Origin of the sequence: Algicola sagamiensis DSM 14643 (assembly GCF_000374485.1) — a bacterium.
GTDB classification, from domain to species: domain Bacteria; phylum Pseudomonadota; class Gammaproteobacteria; order Enterobacterales; family Alteromonadaceae; genus Algicola; species Algicola sagamiensis.
This window is the reverse complement of the sequence record NZ_KB894518.1, coordinates 1-16,955: the sequence shown is the minus strand read 5'-3', so window position 1 is coordinate 16,955 and position 16,955 is coordinate 1. Positions and strand designations below refer to the sequence as shown.

The 16,955-nt window shown below is 44.7% G+C and carries 21 protein-coding genes; 18 read left to right on the top strand and 3 right to left on the bottom strand.

Going from position 1 to position 16,955, the window contains the following annotated elements; genetic code table 11:
* Nucleotides 1-265: transposase (locus C505_RS23250; RefSeq protein ID WP_018692730.1), on the top strand; the 265-nt coding region annotated here is incomplete at its 5' end.
* Between the two features lie 330 nt (nucleotides 266-595).
* Here the strand turns inward: C505_RS23250 and C505_RS24500 are convergent.
* The gene (locus tag C505_RS24500; RefSeq protein WP_018694532.1) at nucleotides 596-772 is read right to left on the bottom strand and encodes a hypothetical protein; all 177 of its coding nucleotides are present in this window, start codon (nucleotides 770-772) and stop codon (nucleotides 596-598) included.
* Between the two features lie 287 nt (nucleotides 773-1,059).
* On the opposite strand from C505_RS24500, the gene C505_RS0120590 reads away from it, so the two are divergent.
* From C505_RS0120590 to C505_RS0120520, 15 genes are all read left to right on the top strand, one after another.
* On the top strand, nucleotides 1,060-1,545 hold the full coding sequence (locus tag C505_RS0120590; RefSeq protein ID WP_157369260.1) for a hypothetical protein: 486 nt from the start codon (nucleotides 1,060-1,062) through the stop codon (nucleotides 1,543-1,545).
* Nucleotides 1,546-1,556: 11 nt separating this feature from the next.
* Nucleotides 1,557-1,892, top strand: a complete 336-nt coding sequence (locus tag C505_RS0120585; RefSeq protein WP_018694530.1) for a hypothetical protein — start codon at nucleotides 1,557-1,559, stop codon at nucleotides 1,890-1,892.
* Entirely contained in the window at nucleotides 1,892-3,031 is a 1,140-nt protein-coding gene (locus C505_RS0120580; protein WP_018694529.1) for a DUF2800 domain-containing protein, read from the top strand. Before C505_RS0120585 ends, C505_RS0120580 begins: the two co-directional genes overlap by 1 nt.
* 37 nt (nucleotides 3,032-3,068) lie before the next feature.
* A complete protein-coding gene (locus C505_RS0120575; RefSeq protein WP_018694528.1) occupies nucleotides 3,069-3,644 on the top strand; it encodes an ssDNA-binding protein in 576 nt (191 codons plus the stop codon).
* A 79-nt stretch (nucleotides 3,645-3,723) separates the two neighbouring features.
* Nucleotides 3,724-4,107 (top strand): hypothetical protein, encoded by a 384-nt coding sequence (locus C505_RS0120570; RefSeq protein WP_040440443.1) that lies wholly within the window; start codon nucleotides 3,724-3,726, stop codon nucleotides 4,105-4,107.
* A gap of 52 nt (nucleotides 4,108-4,159) precedes the next feature.
* On the top strand, nucleotides 4,160-4,936 hold the full coding sequence (locus C505_RS0120565; protein WP_018694526.1) for a DUF2303 family protein: 777 nt from the start codon (nucleotides 4,160-4,162) through the stop codon (nucleotides 4,934-4,936).
* Nucleotides 4,937-4,951: 15 nt separating this feature from the next.
* A complete protein-coding gene (locus tag C505_RS0120560) occupies nucleotides 4,952-6,853 on the top strand; it encodes a DNA polymerase (RefSeq protein WP_026318133.1) in 1,902 nt (633 codons plus the stop codon).
* A gap of 20 nt (nucleotides 6,854-6,873) precedes the next feature.
* A complete protein-coding gene (locus C505_RS0120555; protein ID WP_018694524.1) occupies nucleotides 6,874-7,437 on the top strand; it encodes a class I SAM-dependent methyltransferase in 564 nt (187 codons plus the stop codon).
* Nucleotides 7,437-7,757: a PDDEXK family nuclease gene (locus C505_RS0120550; RefSeq protein ID WP_018694523.1), complete on the top strand. Its 321-nt coding sequence runs from the start codon at nucleotides 7,437-7,439 to the stop codon at nucleotides 7,755-7,757. Before C505_RS0120555 ends, C505_RS0120550 begins: the two co-directional genes overlap by 1 nt.
* Entirely contained in the window at nucleotides 7,754-9,118 is a 1,365-nt protein-coding gene (locus C505_RS0120545; protein ID WP_018694522.1) for a DEAD/DEAH box helicase, read from the top strand. The genes C505_RS0120550 and C505_RS0120545 overlap by 4 nt, the downstream gene beginning before the upstream one ends.
* Complete coding sequence (locus C505_RS0120540) at nucleotides 9,115-9,441, top strand: hypothetical protein (protein WP_018694521.1); 327 nt, start codon at nucleotides 9,115-9,117, stop codon at nucleotides 9,439-9,441. Before C505_RS0120545 ends, C505_RS0120540 begins: the two co-directional genes overlap by 4 nt.
* 96 nt (nucleotides 9,442-9,537) lie before the next feature.
* Entirely contained in the window at nucleotides 9,538-9,813 is a 276-nt protein-coding gene (locus tag C505_RS0120535) for a hypothetical protein (RefSeq protein WP_018694520.1), read from the top strand.
* Complete coding sequence (locus C505_RS0120530; protein ID WP_018694519.1) at nucleotides 9,780-10,970, top strand: tyrosine-type recombinase/integrase; 1,191 nt, start codon at nucleotides 9,780-9,782, stop codon at nucleotides 10,968-10,970. The genes C505_RS0120535 and C505_RS0120530 overlap by 34 nt, the downstream gene beginning before the upstream one ends.
* A 69-nt stretch (nucleotides 10,971-11,039) precedes the next feature.
* Nucleotides 11,040-11,459 (top strand): hypothetical protein, encoded by a 420-nt coding sequence (locus C505_RS0120525; protein ID WP_018694518.1) that lies wholly within the window; start codon nucleotides 11,040-11,042, stop codon nucleotides 11,457-11,459.
* Nucleotides 11,460-11,477: 18 nt separating this feature from the next.
* Complete coding sequence (locus C505_RS0120520) at nucleotides 11,478-11,831, top strand: hypothetical protein (RefSeq protein ID WP_018694517.1); 354 nt, start codon at nucleotides 11,478-11,480, stop codon at nucleotides 11,829-11,831.
* Nucleotides 11,832-11,905: 74 nt separating this feature from the next.
* Here C505_RS0120520 and C505_RS0120515 read toward each other — a convergent pair whose 3' ends face one another.
* The gene (locus tag C505_RS0120515) at nucleotides 11,906-12,460 is read right to left on the bottom strand and encodes a hypothetical protein (protein ID WP_018694516.1); all 555 of its coding nucleotides are present in this window, start codon (nucleotides 12,458-12,460) and stop codon (nucleotides 11,906-11,908) included.
* A gap of 70 nt (nucleotides 12,461-12,530) precedes the next feature.
* Here C505_RS0120515 and C505_RS0120510 point away from each other — a divergent pair, with 70 nt between their 5' ends.
* On the top strand, nucleotides 12,531-12,737 hold the full coding sequence (locus tag C505_RS0120510) for a hypothetical protein (protein ID WP_157369258.1): 207 nt from the start codon (nucleotides 12,531-12,533) through the stop codon (nucleotides 12,735-12,737).
* Nucleotides 12,738-13,389: 652 nt separating this feature from the next.
* The gene (locus tag C505_RS0120505) at nucleotides 13,390-14,034 is read left to right on the top strand and encodes a hypothetical protein (protein WP_157369256.1); all 645 of its coding nucleotides are present in this window, start codon (nucleotides 13,390-13,392) and stop codon (nucleotides 14,032-14,034) included.
* Between the two features lie 200 nt (nucleotides 14,035-14,234).
* On the opposite strand, the gene C505_RS0120500 is transcribed toward C505_RS0120505, so the two are convergent.
* Nucleotides 14,235-16,025, bottom strand: a complete 1,791-nt coding sequence (locus tag C505_RS0120500) for an RCC1 domain-containing protein (protein WP_018694513.1) — start codon at nucleotides 16,023-16,025, stop codon at nucleotides 14,235-14,237.
* Nucleotides 16,026-16,955: the final 930 nt, after the last annotated feature.

Sequence of the window (16,955 nt, the reverse complement as noted above, 5' to 3'; positions counted from 1 at the left end):
CGACTTTCCAGCGGAGCACTGGCAACATATTCGAACGACAAATCCAATCGAGTCCGTGTTTGCGACGGTTCGTTTAAGAACCACGAAAAGTAAGCATTGTGGCAGTCGAAAAACGACACTGGCGATGGCTTATAAGCTGCTGGTAACCGCACAAAATAAATGGCGTCGATTGAGAGGCTACCGCCTTCTAGCGGATGTCATTGCAGGGATCGAATTCAAGGATGGAGAAAAAGTAACGTCGGATGATCAACAGGATGCTGCATGATCATGTCATACACCAGATTTGACTATAGCTCAACTTAATGACAAGTACCTATACTTGTCACCTTCTACAGTCTCTGACTTGTACAAAAAGAAAGGCAGAGCATACAAACATGTGATCAACAGATTTAGCTTAAATTCAGTTGATTGGATAAAGTCCACTACCCTATTCCTTTTAACTTTCTTGGCGGCAACTTCCCACCACCATTGCCTGACCGTGGCTTAATTACTACGTTAGTTTTTGACGTACTTAATGAATTTGAGCCACCAAAAACATTTCTGAGTTCAGCTTTTGATAAAGGAACCAATTCAGTTTTTACAGTAACTTTCTTTATCATTTTTGGCTATCTGGCCTTGTAGGAAGTATTCCGCCGCCATTCCCCGCATAAGATATGAAAACTGTTTCGACTTTCACCTTTTCGGGCAACTCCACCTTCTTACCACCACTTACAGTCATGACCTCATCATTATTTAATTCACATACTGTTTTTTCAGAATCAGCTTTTTTCATGCGTAACCTTTAAGTTATTTCTCATAAATGTTCATGCAAATACACAGACGTGTAAATAGGAATATATCGCTATTTATCGTTAAAAAATCGACTTATTGTATTACATAAAAAGCTCTAACTTAACGAATTTCAATTCTTTTCTTATCAAGAAGTATCTGTTTACCAAAATAAAATATATTCACAAACCAATATTAACCCAAAAAATCTCTTAGTACCCATTTTTTAATTGACATAGTGTTTTTTGCTTCTATCATGATCTGTAAATACAGTACATAGTGCTTTTAATTATGAACACGAAACACGATAAAACGAAAAACACGACGTCTATGAATGCCATCGCCGTTCAGGAGTTCTCGAACGAGCAACGCCTACAACAGTTCCGTTCTAAAAGAGCCCGTTTACTTCTGGGCCGTGCGCAATCTTTCCCCCTGATCATTCAGTCCTTTTCGAAGGGAGACAATTCCATGCCTGTGACATTTAGCAACTTCACCAACGAAGAGTTGATCAACCACTTCCGTGACTCGGAAGAAGCCGAACTCAAAGAATTCTCTGCTCGCCTGGAGCTGATGGAATACAAACACCAAGAAATCAAGCAGCGCCATGAACGTGAGCGCGAAGCCATACAAGACATCTTGCTACCGCTGTTAGATGACTTGGCTCGATTTGAAGAATACGCAGAGTCGCCCGAGGTTGCCTTACGCATTGCAGAGCTTTGGGACGAAGCGAAGAAACTAGAACAACTTGCTGAAACACAGCTCAACGAAGCCGCTTAAGGGGAACCGCCATGAGCCTTGAACAACAATTAGAATCTCTCAAACACGCCATCGAAGCACTGACCGCAACCATGCAACAGCAATCCGTGGCACAAGAGACCGCCAAACCCTCGCCTAAACCGCAGGCCAAGCCAGCTGCCAAAAAAGAAGCAGCACCGGCCAATGAGGCGCCTGCGTTTACAAAGGATGATGTCCGGGCAGCCCTGCAAGCCCTCGTTGAAGACAAAGGGAAAAATGCAGGGATCGCGATCATGAAGGAATTTAAGGTCCGTAACATCAATGAGCTGAACGTTGAAGAGTACGCCAACGTGATCAAAGTCGCGAACAACTATAAGGAAGCGGCGTAATGGAACACGCAAGACTCAGTGCCTCAAGCGCCCACCGTTGGATGGCCTGCCCTGCTTCTATCCAGATGGAAGAAGGGATACCGGACACTACAAGCGCACATGCAGAAGAAGGCAGCGCGGCGCACCATCTGGCGGAGCAATGCCTCAAGCAAGCCGTCGACGCGAAAGCCTTTATTGGTACCACGTTTGACGCATATCCGAACTACCCGGTTGACGAGGAAATGGCGGAATACGTTCAGGTGTATCTGGACTTGGTGCGCAGCTACCCCGGTGAGCTCATGATTGAAAAGCGCGTGGACTTCAGTCCCTGGGTACCGGATGGGTTTGGCACGTCCGATGCGATTGTGATCAACGACAACCACGCCACCATTATCGACCTGAAATACGGAAAAGGCGTCAAAGTCGATGCCGAGCATAACCCACAGGCCATGTTATACGCCCTTGGGACGCTCAACGATTATGACTTCTTGTATTGCCTGGACTCGTTCACAGTGGTGATTGTTCAGCCACGGCTCGACCATATCAGCGAATGGGATATCAGCATGGACGAGCTAAAAGCATGGGCAGAAGAAGCCAGCGTCAAAGCGCAAGCCGTCTTTGCGGATAACCCCGTCACCCATCCAGGCGAAAAGCAGTGTCGGTTCTGTAAAGCTAAAGGTCAGTGCAAAGCCTTTGCAGAGCATAACTTAAAACTGGCAACCGATGGGTTTGAAGCCGTGGTTGTTCCGATTGAACCGAAAGCACCCAACACGCTGACCCCAGAAGAAGTCGCTGCGATTTTGCCACAGCTCAAGGCGTTAAAGGATTGGGCCAGCGCGGTTGAAGGGTATGCACACTCGCAGCTGTCCGATGGTCATTCAATCCCGGGTTACAAGTTGGTTGCAGGTCGTTCTACTCGGCAGTGGTTCGATGCAGAAGCAGCCGAGCAAGCCCTGCGTAAAACAAAACTCAAAGTTGCCGAGATTTACACCAAGAAATTGGTCACGCCAACCCAAGCCGAAAAACTCCTAGGTAAAGGTCACCTTGTCTTGAAAGAACACGTGATCAAGCCAGAGGGCAAACCAACCGTCGTACACGACTCCGATAAACGTCCTGCGATCCTCATCGACCCCACCGACGGGTTCGAGGCCGCAGCATAACTAAAAAACTTACTGCTTATATAGAGGAAGAAAAGAAATGTCAGATTTCATCATGCTCAAGAATGTTCGGATCTCATTTCCGCACCTGTTCACCAAACCCATCATTAACGGCGATGAAGGGAAATTCGGTTGCGCCTTGATGCTCGACCCCAAGGCCAATGCCGAAGGGATCCAGGCGATCCAATCCAACATTGACGATTTCATCAAGACCAAAGCAAAAGGCAAGAAAATCCCAAGTGAGAAGCTTTGCTTACGCGATGGCGAAGACAAAGGCCGCGAAGAATACGAAGGCTATCGGGTGCTTTCGGCCAATACAGGCACACGCCCGCTTGTCCTGAGTACCAATGGCAAGGACCAGATCCATGATGAAGAAAAATGCCCGATCTACTCCGGCTGTTACGTCAACGCCAAAGTTCGCCTTTGGTGGCAAGACAACAAATACGGCAAGCGTGTGAATTGCGAGTTGATCGCCGTGCAATTCGCCGCAGAAGGTCAGCCCTTATCTGAACTTCACGTCTCCACTGAAAAAGCAATGGAAGGCTTTGAAAGCATCAGTGATGAAGACAGCGAATTCCTCGGTGACGATGACATTGATTTGGATTTCGCAGCCTAGCAGCCCAACAGGCCCGGCGCTGCCTGTGCTCCAAAAAGCGCCACTAATTTGAACGACAACATCAAAAGAGACCATGACCATGAACGAAGAACAACGATTGACCCCATTTCACCACGTCCTGACCTACTTGAACAAAGGCTGCATCAATGATGAAGCGACGGAAGCTTACGCGGAGGTGGTGCAAGCCGTGCGCGAAACAGGCAAGAAAGGCAAACTCCTCTTGCAACTGGACTTCGCCATGTTCAGTAAATCCGACGAAGACGCCATGAAAGTCGCCGCCACCCTCAAGAAAACGGTGCCTGAGCATGATCGCGGCGAAACCATTCTGTTCTCCACCTACGACGGTGACTTGCTTCAAAACGACCCAAGCCAACAAAACGCCAATTTAAAAACCATCGAGCCAAGCAGTTCAGCCATACACCAGCTCGAAGAAGCGAGTACGACGCTCAAACGCGTCTCATAACAACGACGCTGTGCGCTAAACCAACAACCATTTCAATACAGGAATAAAAAGAATGAGTACCGAAACAGAAGCTTTCGTCGAACACATCAACGCCCAACAGGTTCATGAGTTGCACGGCGGCCATTTTATGGTCGTGCCGCAAGGCTGCAAAATTGCAGACCTTCAAGCTTATGCAGGAGGCCCTCGCAAAGTCGAAGCGAAGCCGCAGTTTAACGATATCGAGAGCTTTATCGACTATGTGAAGCTGTATAAAAAAGATGAGTCTGTGCTGTTTGCCGATCAAGACGATTTGATTTTTAAAGCCGTGCTGGATTACCACAACAAAGAAAGCGCATCTTGGTGTTCACATAAAGCGGTCTACCAATGCAAACGCGCCGATGAATGGAGTATCTGGTTAGACAAGAACGATAAAGGATTTACACAAGAAGAGTTTGCAGAGTTTTTGGAAGACCGCGCACAAGATGTGACAGAGCCGACAGGCGGCGAGTTATTAGAGCTTGCAACACAATTTCGAGTTATTCGCAAGGCAGTCTTTGGTAACGCCATGCGCTTAAGTACGGGTGAGTTCCAACTGCAATATAGTGAAGACAACCAGAAAGGCACCATCGAATTCCCGGAAGAATTTACGTTAGGGATCGCCCCTTTCCACAACGGTGACAAATACGAAGTCAAAGCCCGTCTCCGATATCGTTTGCGCGAAGGCAATGTGACCTTCTCTTACAAACTCATTGACCCCAAACGTGTCCTTGAACACGCCTTTAGCGAAGCGATCAGCAAAGTGAAAAAGGCGCTGCCGAAAGTACAGTTGTTTGAAGGTTGGGATAACTAAGAAGGAATGGACGCCATGCAAACCGTCAGCCTGGATTTTGAAACCTACAGCGAATTCGACCTCAAAAGTGGTGGTGTCTGGGGCTATTCGAAACATGAAAGTACAGCACTGCTTTGCATGGCGTACGCCTATGGCGATGAAGAACCGCAGTTATGGTTACCCGGGGAGGCGTTGCCGGAATTTGTACGCAACCCGACGCAATTTATGTTGTGCGCCTGGAACAGCTTTTTTGAGTGGTGTCTCTGGCACCATACGATGGGCTGGCCTGAAGCACCGATTGCCAATTGGACCGACACAGCGGCACACGCAGCCGCCCTTGCCCTGCCGCGTTCTTTAGAGGGATGTGGAAAAGCCATCGGTTTACCCTCTGACCAACAAAAGGATAAGCAAGGCAAGCGGCTTATTCAGATGTTGTGTAAGCCGTTTCGCGGGAAGCGAATTCAAGACCCCGATATGCTGCGTAGCCTGTATGACTATTGCAAACAGGATGTCGTCGCTGAGCGGGCCATCGGAAAATTACTGCGCCCGCTCTCAGCCAAAGAACGTCAGGTTTGGGAGCTAGATCAGAAAATCAATATCCGCGGGATGTGCGTAGACATGGAAGCGGTGGGTCATGCCCGCGCCATGATGAAACCCGTCAAAGAAACATTGAATGATGAAGTGAAGCAGCTTACCAACGGCGAGCTGCAAAACGTCTCTCAAATTGGCGATGTAAAGCAGTACATCCGTGAACTTGGATATCCGTTGGAAGCGTTCAATAAAGAGTATCTGGCGCAGGTCATGAAGGACCCGAAGTTACCTGAGCTTGCCAGACGCTTGATTGAAATTCGCCAACAGACAGGCAAAACCAGTCTTGCCAAGTACACCACCCTTGAAAAAGTCGTCTCGGATGGCCGTGCGCATGGGCTGCTTGCTTATCATGGCGCATCCACTGGGCGTTGGTCAGGCCGATTATTCCAACCCCATAACCTGCCCCGTTCAAGCTTTAAGGGCACCGATACCTGTATTGCGCTGTTTCAATATCGCGACCCGGAATTACTGCAAATTCTCTACGCAGAGCCGTTAGAAGCCCTGTCCTCTTGTATTCGTGGCATGCTCACCGCCTCAGAAGGAAAGCGCCTTTTGGTTGTGGATTACGCTGCGATTGAAGCCCGCGTATTGCCGTGGCTGGCAGGCCAAGACGATATCCTTGATGTCTTTCGCGGTCACGGCAAAATCTACGAATACACCGCGACACAAATCTACAATATCCCGCTTGAACAAGTCACCTCCGAACAACGTTTTATCGGGAAAATTGCCACGCTTGCCCTGGGCTACCAAGGTGGCAGCAAAGCCTTCCTTGCGATGGCGATGAGTTATGACGTCGATATCCCGGAAGCGCTGGCCGAGCGGGTCAAAAACGATTGGCGCCAGTCGAACAAACGCATTGTGTCCTACTGGTACAACATCGAACGGGCGGCCATCAAAGCGGTGGCGGAACCAGGACTCACATTTCAGGTCCGCAATGTTGCCTTTCATAAAATCGGCAGCTTTCTGATGTGCCGTCTGCCCTCAGGGCGCACCCTCTCCTACTACGCGCCAAGCCTCAAAGAAGGCAAGTTTGGCGCCCCACAAATTCACTTTTGGGGTGTTCACTCTGAAAGCAAAAAATGGATGGAATTGAATACCTACGGCGGCAAGCTGGTCGAGAATATCGCCCAAGCCGTGGCCCGCGACTTGATGGCCGATGCCATGCTGCGCTTAGAAAAGGCCGGATATGAAATTATTCTCACGGTCCACGATGAAATTATTGGCGAAGCCGACATCGATTTCGGCAGCCTCAACGAATTTGAATCCCTCATGTGCCAAACCCCAGATTGGGCTGACGGTCTGCCCATCGCTGTCGAAGGTTTTGAAGCACTGCGGTATAGAAAATAACAACAACGGAGCACGGAACAATGAGCCGCACAACCGGAAACGTCATCAAAAATGAGTTTTACCCCACCCCAGCCAAGGTGGTTGATGCACTACTCGAAACGATGACCTTTCGCCCGAATGATGTGTTTTTAGAACCTTGCCGTGGTGAGGGTGCAATTTACAATCGTATTCCCCTGCCTGGAAACCAAAAGTGCTGGGCTGAACTCAGTGAAGGCGTGGACTATTTAAAAACCCCCTTCAACAACATTGATGTGATCATTACTAATCCGCCATTCTCACTGGCGACAGAGTTTTTAGAGAAAGCGAAGCGTGAGCTAGCCGAAGATGGAACAATGATTTTTCTGCTTCGTTTGAACTTCCTCGGCTCTAAAAAGCGCTGTGAATTCTGGGAAACATTTGGCACACCGCCCCATATCAAGGTGATCACCCCGCGTCCTAGCTTCGCAAAAATCAACAACAGCGCTAGTGATACATGCGAATACGGCTGGTTTATCTGGGATAACGGTAACCGGGTGGCCCATGCTGAGTTGCCGATCACCCACCTCTGCACCCCAACCCAATGCACAAAAAAGGAGGCCGCGTGATGAGCCCCGAACGCTACAAAGAATCCGAAATCGAAGCCAAGTTCGTCAAGCTGGTGAAAAACCGAGGCGGCATGACGCGCAAATACACCAGTCCTGGTCAGCGCGGTGTTCCCGATCGTCTTGTCATCTGGCCGGGTGGCCATGTGCATTTCATTGAACTGAAAACCGAAAAAGGCGTCCTGTCCGCCCTTCAGAAAAAAGAGCAACAGCGCTTACAAGACTTGGCGTGCACGGTCATGACCTTAAGTGGGATGGGTGCCATCTATCAATACATGGATGGTGTGGATCACGTCATTTTGAAAAAAGGACAAGCCGCATGAACCTCAATCGCGACATGCTCCACCCCTATCAACATCGGTCGGTGGACTTTATTAAACACACCCCATTCTGTGCGCTGTGGGTCGATATGGGATTGGGCAAAACCGTCTCAACGCTCACCGCGATTGCAGACTTCATTGCAGATTTTGAAGTGAGCCGGGTGCTTATTATCGCTCCGCTGCGTGTGGCGCAGCATACATGGCCGAGCGAAATCCACAATTGGAAACACACCCAGCACCTGAGCTTTGAAGTGATATCAGGCACGCCCCAGGCGCGGATGGAGAAGCTCTATCGCGACACCGATATCCATTTGATCAATCGCGAGCTGGTTCCCTGGCTGGTCGATGTCTTCAAAAAAGAATGGCCCTACGACATGGTGGTGATTGATGAGTCCAGTAGTTTCAAATCGTACCAGGCAAAGCGTTTCAAGGCGTTAAAGAAAACGCTTCCCAGATTGCATCGCATGGTGCAACTCACAGGAACCCCTGCCAGCAACGGCTTAATGGATATCTGGACACAGATTTTTCTACTGGATAAAGGGGAGCGTTTAGGAAAAACCATTTCGAAGTATCGCCTGACGTATTTCAATCAGGACTATATGGGTTACAACTGGACCCTTCGCGAAGGTGCTGAAGACGCGATTTACGAAAAGCTGCAAGACATCTGCTTGACCCTCTCTGCGGAGGATTACTTAGACTTACCGAAGCGAGTTGATAACGTGATCCCCATTCCGCTTGGGCAGAAACAAAAGCGGCAATACCAAGACCTGGAGCGTGATTTCTTATTACTGCTTGAAGAAGCCGAAATCGAAGCCGTGAGCGCGGCGGCCTTATCCGGGAAATTGCTCCAATTCTGTAACGGTGCGCTGTATATCGATGAGGCTGGTCGTTACGAAGAAATTCACACCTTAAAAATCGATGCACTCAAAGAGATTATAGAAGACGCCAACGGCCCGGTGCTGGTTGCGTACAACTACAAGTCGGATTTAGCACGGCTGAAAAAGGCATTTCCTGAAGCCCAAACGTTAGACAAGAGTAATCGGACAATCGAGCGATGGAACGAGGGCAAGATCGATATCCTGTTAGCCCACCCCGCCAGTGCCGGACATGGACTCAACCTACAACAAGGTGGTTCAATCATTGTATGGTTCGGCCTGAATTGGTCATTGGAGTTGTACCAACAGTTTAACGGTCGGCTCCACCGCCAAGGGCAAACCAAGCCCGTCATTATTCACCACTTAGCCGTTGAAGACTCCGTGGACATGTCGTTACTCAAAGCATTGGCGTACAAAAACACCACCCAAAAAGCGCTACTCGATGCGCTGAAAACTGACATGCATACACGAATGGAGGAAGCGGCATGAATTTTCAGTCATCACCTGGGTATGAAAGTGAGAAACTCAAAGAAAAGTTACTGATGACACCTAGCCAGCGCACAGCATTTCGCAAGTTCGAAAAAGCCTATAGCGAATGTATTCAGAAAGGTATTCATTTTGAAATGCTTGGCACTGGCGGGGATACAGTCGTCGCACTCAATGGAAACAATATCGATGAGGTGAGCGACGATATTGATGGTGTTTCACTCTATGAATTGACCAAGGACCGGATGCACTTTGATGCATGTGCATGGGTTGATTGTCCTGTCCACGTGAAACCTAAAGAAGGGATCATGCCATGCACCAAATAACCATGAAAATTGAACCCCTTACGCATGCGATATTATCACACTTTATGATGATATATCGTTGCATATACGCACATAAATCATACAAAGGATAGAACGATGTCTGAGAACGTGAATATCGAAAAACCACTCATGCTCGAGATGATTGATGCCGTGGTTCGGGAGCGAATGAAAGAGGTGCCGACCAGTCAATGTATTCCACAACGTGCTTACTGCGAACAGTTTCATGTGAAGCCAGATAGTATCCGTCAAAGATTGAGTAAAGGGATCTGGTCATTAGGCCAGGAAGTTGTTGAAGTGGATGGCGCTGGGCGCTTTATTGATTTGGAGGCCGTGGACAAATGGGTTCGCAAAAGCAGCATCAATTACCTGTAGGGATCACCATCAAAAAGTACCCTTCTGGACGGGAGACGATTTATATCAGCTTCACGTACAGAGGGGTGACTTGCCGGGAGAAGTTCCCTGCGATCAAGGCCGATCCAAGCAATATCAAACGGGCGGAAAACTTAAGAGCGATCATCCTCAATCAAATTGCATTGGGTGATTTCAAATACGAAGAGTTTTTCCCAAATAGTAAAAAGCTGTCCATATTTGTGAAGCAGCCTAAATCAACGTTGATGGCCTACTACCTGAATAATTACATTGACCATGCAAAATTGAGGCAGCTCAAGCCGGGCTCGATTACCGCATACAAAGGTCGTGTCAAAAAGCTCATTGAAGAAATTGGTCACTTAAAACCTGATGAGATCACTGTTGACCTATTGCGTGATTACACCATCAAACTTCAGGTGGAACACAATAAGTCACCCTCAACCATTCGCGACCGCCTGAAGATTTTGAAAGATGTTCTTTATGAAGCTTTGAATGATGGTCTGATCCAAGATAACCCGATGCATCGATTCAAGCTGTATAAATACCTTGTTCCAAAGCATGCGGAAGATGGTGAAAAAATCGATCCATTCACCTTAGATGAGATCCGCTCTCTTGATGAAGCCTGTAGAAATGAGTACGAACGCCTCTTGATCCGCTTCTGGTTAAAAACAGGAATGAGAACTGGCGAACTATGTGCATTAAAATGGGAACATATTCTTTTCAATAAAAACCTGATCCGTATTAGCGAAAACTACGTCTCTTCCGTCGGGAAGACTGGTACGCCTAAAACAAAAAGCGGGATCCGCGATATTCTGATCAATGACGAAGAACTGAAAGAAACCATTGAAGCGCTCAAAGGACTGACAGAAAAACAGCCTTTAGTGTTTATCAATCCAAATACACAAGGCAGATGGGATAGCTACTCTATTCGTCGAATGTTCGTCCGCCTATGCAAAGAAGCGAATGTCAGATATCGATATGCTTACCAACTCAGACATACATACGCCACCATCCAGATCAGTCAAGGCAGAAACCTATGGGACCTATGTAAAGTCTTGGGTCATAAAGATCCATCGATGCTTTATAACACATATGGCAACTTCTTAAGGGAATATGAGTTATTGACTGGTGATCTGTTTTGTCGGCCTGATGGCGCTTAATTTTTCTAATAGAAAAATATTTGGTACTATCTGCTGACTTATATTAGGTTCGTCTTAAAAATATTCATCATGTTTACAATCCTCAGAATCCCAACACTTGAAGAAGACTTCTGGACATTACGCTCTGGTGAAAAATGCCATAATGAAAACCCTGACTCTTTTTGGATACCAGAATTAGAGAAACGAGAATCACTAAAAGTCGGTGATGCGGCAAAACTGATTTTTGACATCGAAGGCTATGACGAAGATGGCAACATAGAAATCATGGGTGAACGGATCTATGTCGTTATCTCAGAAGTTATCGGTGACTTCTATATCGGTATATTGGACTCACAACCTGCGTGTTTAGACCCAGAAGATGATTTTTACTTGGGCCTTGGTGTTGAAGTTCCATTCAAAGCTGAGCATATTATTGATATCGACCGCCCACCCCAAGAGTATATCGATTGGCAATTATCACAACCACCAAAAAAACGTTGGGAGCGCTAATCTATAAAAGGAACATGAATGAATAAACGTAGCTTTGTTGAAGATGTTGAACCATTACCAAAAGAACAAAAGATCCGCTTTTACACCAAACTTTCGAATGAGCTGTCGGTTATTATAAGATCACTTTCATTAAAAGAGTGTGGGCTTCCTGAATTTGAGGATCCATTACAAGCGATCCATGTTTATTCAGAAGTTATCCATCGCTGCTTAAATCGTGTGTCTGACTTGAAATCGAGTGAACATGACTTCTTATGGACTGAAGCGTGTGTATGGAAATTAATAAAAAATGCTGTACGTCAATATCCTACGCATGAAGTTAAAGCTTATTTGAGTTGGTCAATCGATAGCTCTTTAAAAGGCGCAGTGCCTTAACTTGCATCAGTAAAATAGGTCGAAATGAAAGAGCATTTTATCTTGGGCATTGGACATCAACAAAACCCCGTTTTTTACTTCTGCTCGATTTTAAATGTCATCGAAGGGCCGATCGAAAGGTCATTTGCCACAAAAAACGCCTCAACGGTTAAGTTCAATGGCTTTTGTTGAGATTTAGGCTGATCTAGCCAAGCAAAGAAAAGAGCCATCTTGCCATTCTCAACCCTGCTATAAACAGGAGATTCAGGAAATATTTCATCGGGTTGCTCACCACTTTTTATTCTGAGGTAAACCCCAAACTCTTTGACTTGGTAGGTTGAGCTTTTAGGTAGTGAAGCTTCCATTAATAACGTACCTGCATCATTGCATGAATCATAGGTGATCTCACAAATATCTCCATCACATGATTGCTCTTGTTTTGCGTAGCCACGAGTTATTTCTTTTACTTCAATGACAGGTTTTGGGATCTTCTCCCAATAATCACCAGATCCACCTTGTTGTGCTGGCCCTGGATGACGTTCCCAGTTTTTTAATGTGGGCTGAAAACCCTTTGAAACCATAAAAGAACAAGCGAAAACATTACCAACATATAACGATACAATCGCAAAACAAATAACCTTTTTCATCATTTCAATATTCATCGTGCTGTAGAGGGCTTAATATACCACTAAATAAAAGAAGATCATGCAAGGTAAAATTATGACTTGGAGTTATCGCGTTATGGAGAGAAATAACGAGTTGGCGATTTATTCTGTGTATTATGACGAAAATGGCGAGGTTGTCGCTTGTTCAAAAGAGCCTACACCACCCATTGGTAAGGATTTAGAAGATCTAAAAGACGAAATGAGCAGGTACCTAACAGCTCTCGAGAAACCGATATTAAAATATGAGGACAAACTATCGTAATGATATTGTTACTGAAATATCTGCAATAAAATCGAGAGAAATATACGGAAAGTTGAATTTCATTTTATTTTCAATAACTTACAGCGCTAACTTTATAACGCATGGTTCAAGGGCTGCACTGACAACGGCACCTTGGGGAGCGCCCGATTTTAAAGGCTTTCGCTGATTTATCATACCCTTATTCCATTTCCCAAAACGTCTCAAAATCACCGTTTGGACCGTGAATGCGTCCAAAAAATCTGCACGTAGACCCCGTTTTTAGGGTGAAAATGCACGTGTTCCCCCCGCCCCCCAACCTCAACATCCACCCCATAAACCCGAGTCACTATCAGCACATCAAAAAACTTCGGCTCATGCTCGCCGCGCTACCAGGCAAGAGTGATGATACCATTGCTTGAGATTAAGAATGTGAATTTTGACCCAATTTTTTAGGATGGCTATTTTTGATAAATGAACCAAAATAGCTATCTTTGAATTGATGGCCCCAAATTTTTTTGAAAACAAACCTTTTCTTCGAATTGAGGACCAATTCAGGCAAGAGGATAAAACGCATTTATATGACTCATTCACGATCGTCATTGATGGGCAAGACGTCATCGCTTCATTTGATAAAGGGATGCAAATAAGAGGTTTTATAGACTTCCGGTTGAAAATGAGTGAAATAGATGACTTTTTCTGTACATCTGACGACTCTCAAATCGAGATTTTTGTTCGTGGTCAGGCACGTCCATATTGCATCCCTGTAACCTATTCAAAAAAATCTGAGCTTTTATTCACTAGACTCGCTTGTCATGTACTTCACACTAAAGCCCATCTCAAACCTATTCCGATTGATATTTTTCCCTATTATCCGTTAATAATGTCTAAAGTAGTTTATTTCTTGATGTTTTTTATCCTTTTCCTTTATTTGTTTGATGAAACACTTTTACCATTCTTAGGAGAATGGAGTACCTATAGCATTCTCGCCCTCATTTCGTATGGCGTAATGCATGGGTTCAGCAACATCATATCAAAGGTACTGTTGAACCGTGAGCTCTCAATCGAGGGAGATGAACTGAATATTTTGCCAGGATCCACGCTTATCTTTTCGGAGCATAAGATTTCAATCCATGATATTTCAGATGTCCAGCTCATCCTCTCAGAACAGAAAGATAGATATTCAAACAAAGTCCTTTCAAGAACACAACAAATCAATATTCAATTTAAATCTGAAAAGCCATTCACTGCAACTTTTAAAAGTTTGAATGACCTCATGCACTTTGCTTACGCTTTGGCCCAAGAACTGAAGCATGTTTAATTGATTTCTTCACCATTCAAATCAGCCAAGGCCGCAACTTATGGGATATCAGCAATGCCATGGGTCATAAAGATCCATCCATGCTCTACCAAACCAATGGACGATTTATTCGGGAATATGAATTGATGAAGGATGGGTTGTTTGAGAAAATGGGCAACATCCTCGTTACCCGCTTTGCACTTTTCAATATGGAACGAAGCTTAATCCAAAGAGCTTGTTTTCGTCTCTGTTGGTGCAAATTGGCCCCATATCGCAGGTAATACACGCGATGGTGGATTAGACCAAATATTGAATGAACCATCATCACCAATTGCCACGAGCCTTGAACCATGACTTTCTAGGCGAATAAACTTATTTGTTGTCTCAATATTTCTGATGATGTTTTCTTGAGGACCATCAACCCACGTGAGGAGCTCACCATCTTCCTTTAATGCTAGGATACCTGTTCGGCTAACTTGGATATCTTTGACGCCTGTTGCCAATGACTGGATCAAGTTAGGCACATCACGTTCAACTCTATCTTGGAACGATTGTGCATCATTGCCAACAAATACAACTTGCCCTTTATCAGTCAAGATAACCGCTAACAGATCATCCACTAAGTTCACTTTCTTCGCTGTGAGTCCTTCATCTAAGTTACTACGGTAAAAACTTGAGAATGAAGACCTTGCAAAATACACATTATTATCATCAAAAGTCGTTAAAAACCTTCCATTTTCATAAAAAGCACTTGTTACAGAAACCTGTGGCGGTGGAGCAGGTTGAGAGTAATTGTCTTCGCCCCATGCAACTGTAGAGTAGTCATTACGCACAGCGAGCACAGAGTTCCCAACTGGATAGATACTTTTGATGTTCTCGACATCGGCTGGAGGCCTAGAGAACTCTTCAACTCTTAAAGAGTCAAATGATATTTCACATTCGAAAAAAGGATTACCATCATCATCTACTGTCGGGATACAGTTTTGAGTGAATGAAAGAGATACATTTACGCTTCCCCAGTTTACAAGTTTCCGTTCATTGGTGACTGCTGCAAATGAAGCTCTCAAACTCACAAGGTCACTAATATTCTTCGAAGCTTCAACGGGTACTTTACCTCCAGCAGCTTCTAGTCCCCATGTGATCACGTCACCATTTGTTTTTAAAGCTGCAAATGCATAGCCTGTTGCATGGATGCTTTTCACACCACTTTTTAATTGCTCAAGCGGGATAGGGTTATCATTTATTACTGAGATATCAGATGCTGCGGGTGTATGCCATGAAAAAACTTGGCCTGTTTTTGTCAAAATAGCAACTGTGTATGCTCTAAAAACAACATTTTGAATGTTATTTTTTAATTTTGGAAGGAACTCAGCTGGGATAGCGAGTGGCTGCCCCCAGTTTACGATTGAACCATCTATTTTTTCAGCCAGAAAATAGCCATTCTCAACATATACAGCATTAAACTTCTCTGATCGGTATTCTGGCTTAAAAGGAAGTGTCGTACCTTCATAATCAGATGGTAAAGGATTTAAAACTTCATACAAAAGCGTACCATCTGATTTTAAAGCATAACGTGCGAATTCTTGCGCTTCAAAAGTGCTATATTCTTTAACGATGGATGGCTGGTACTCAACATGTTCTACTTCTGTTGTTTTCGTGCCATCAGTATTTGATAAGAACGCTTCAAGCCTAACACGAACTCCCAAGTCTTCCTCAACAAATGTATATTCTTCTTTGGAGACGGTTAAATCACCTTCATCGCCAAAGTTACCATTGTTGTTTTTATCAATGATCCATGTATAAACAGGACTAAAGCCTTCGCAGTCGTCACAAGTAGACTTTGCCTTCAGTGTCACGCCAACAGCAAGCTTGCCTTCCTTCTCAAGCGTCTTGAGAGCAGGTGTTTTGCTGAGGTGATGATTTTGATTTGATGAACTTTTACTGCCACCACACGCAGATAATGCAATTGCAGTAACGGTGCAAAGGATCGTTTTTTGAAATACATTATTCATACTAACTTTACTACCTCTTATAAATGCATTGGAAGTGCTCAAAGAGCAATGAATAATTCGGTTTCACATTAACATCGAAATCATCCGACGTCATATATTAGTAACAAAGAATGATTTTTGTTGTGCTTTTGATTTTTTTTAAGGTACTGAATAAATAGAGTTAATTATTCAGTGTTCATTTCTTTTGATTGTTTTTATTTAAAAATAAATTAAATCCCCTAAAAGCCACTTTTCGTTCAATGTGTCAATAAACCCAATTGCATTCGAAAAACAATATTATGTGCGATCAGAAAATGTTTAAATAACTGGTAGTTCAAACTAGATGGACTGGTAAGGACCTGATATCCATGGGTATCAGATATGGAATAAATCAAGAAAGATCCATCGGTTAGGTTCAAGATCTATACAAAGTTTCAATATGCCAACACCATGGTTAGACTCTGGATTCCGCGACTTCTGGAAGTTGATGTCAGATAAGTTCTTTCCTACTCGCTGATTAAAATCTTTTCTTGAATAATGTTTATCAACAAACAACTTTTCACTGGGCGTTTCATTGGAGAAACGTCCAGAAAATCAGCATGAAGAGGTTATACTAACCCCAACTCAGCCTTCTGCTTCACAAACTAGTTAATTCCGCGTCTATTCAAACCAACAATAAGAGGTGCGGATATGATGCAGAAATCATTAGAAAACGTTTTTGGCGATTACTCTTCAGATGAGGAAAATATACCAAAACTCAACCATTTTGGTGGAGCTATGATGATTTCTGGTGTATGAGGTGAGAAAAAGAATGTGGTGCTAATCTGTTGATTGATCTGACAAATCAATAGTCAACAAAGAGAAACACCACATGGCAAATCATAAAGTATCACCACTGAAATCACCAGAAATAGATCCACTGAATGACGTTTTAAAACAAGGGGCACAAGC

Coding starts and splice junctions, on each gene's coding strand:
- C505_RS0120585 (WP_018694530.1), top strand. CDS start 1,557: ATGAGCCTTGAACAACAATTAGAATCTCTCAAACACGCCATCGAAGCA.
- C505_RS0120555 (WP_018694524.1), top strand. CDS start 6,874: ATGAGCCGCACAACCGGAAACGTCATCAAAAATGAGTTTTACCCCACC.
- C505_RS0120520 (WP_018694517.1), top strand. CDS start 11,478: ATGAATAAACGTAGCTTTGTTGAAGATGTTGAACCATTACCAAAAGAA.
- C505_RS0120500 (WP_018694513.1), bottom strand. CDS start 16,025: ATGAATAATGTATTTCAAAAAACGATCCTTTGCACCGTTACTGCAATT.
- C505_RS0120565 (WP_018694526.1), top strand. CDS start 4,160: ATGAGTACCGAAACAGAAGCTTTCGTCGAACACATCAACGCCCAACAG.
- C505_RS0120505 (WP_157369256.1), top strand. CDS start 13,390: ATGAGTGAAATAGATGACTTTTTCTGTACATCTGACGACTCTCAAATC.
- C505_RS24500 (WP_018694532.1), bottom strand. CDS start 772: ATGAAAAAAGCTGATTCTGAAAAAACAGTATGTGAATTAAATAATGAT.
- C505_RS0120545 (WP_018694522.1), top strand. CDS start 7,754: ATGAACCTCAATCGCGACATGCTCCACCCCTATCAACATCGGTCGGTG.
- C505_RS0120580 (WP_018694529.1), top strand. CDS start 1,892: ATGGAACACGCAAGACTCAGTGCCTCAAGCGCCCACCGTTGGATGGCC.
- C505_RS0120590 (WP_157369260.1), top strand. CDS start 1,060: ATGAACACGAAACACGATAAAACGAAAAACACGACGTCTATGAATGCC.
- C505_RS0120530 (WP_018694519.1), top strand. CDS start 9,780: ATGGGTTCGCAAAAGCAGCATCAATTACCTGTAGGGATCACCATCAAA.
- C505_RS0120540 (WP_018694521.1), top strand. CDS start 9,115: ATGAATTTTCAGTCATCACCTGGGTATGAAAGTGAGAAACTCAAAGAA.
- C505_RS0120535 (WP_018694520.1), top strand. CDS start 9,538: ATGTCTGAGAACGTGAATATCGAAAAACCACTCATGCTCGAGATGATT.
- C505_RS0120510 (WP_157369258.1), top strand. CDS start 12,531: ATGACTTGGAGTTATCGCGTTATGGAGAGAAATAACGAGTTGGCGATT.
- C505_RS0120575 (WP_018694528.1), top strand. CDS start 3,069: ATGTCAGATTTCATCATGCTCAAGAATGTTCGGATCTCATTTCCGCAC.
- C505_RS0120570 (WP_040440443.1), top strand. CDS start 3,724: ATGAACGAAGAACAACGATTGACCCCATTTCACCACGTCCTGACCTAC.
- C505_RS0120525 (WP_018694518.1), top strand. CDS start 11,040: ATGTTTACAATCCTCAGAATCCCAACACTTGAAGAAGACTTCTGGACA.
- C505_RS0120550 (WP_018694523.1), top strand. CDS start 7,437: ATGAGCCCCGAACGCTACAAAGAATCCGAAATCGAAGCCAAGTTCGTC.
- C505_RS0120560 (WP_026318133.1), top strand. CDS start 4,952: ATGCAAACCGTCAGCCTGGATTTTGAAACCTACAGCGAATTCGACCTC.
- C505_RS0120515 (WP_018694516.1), bottom strand. CDS start 12,460: ATGATGAAAAAGGTTATTTGTTTTGCGATTGTATCGTTATATGTTGGT.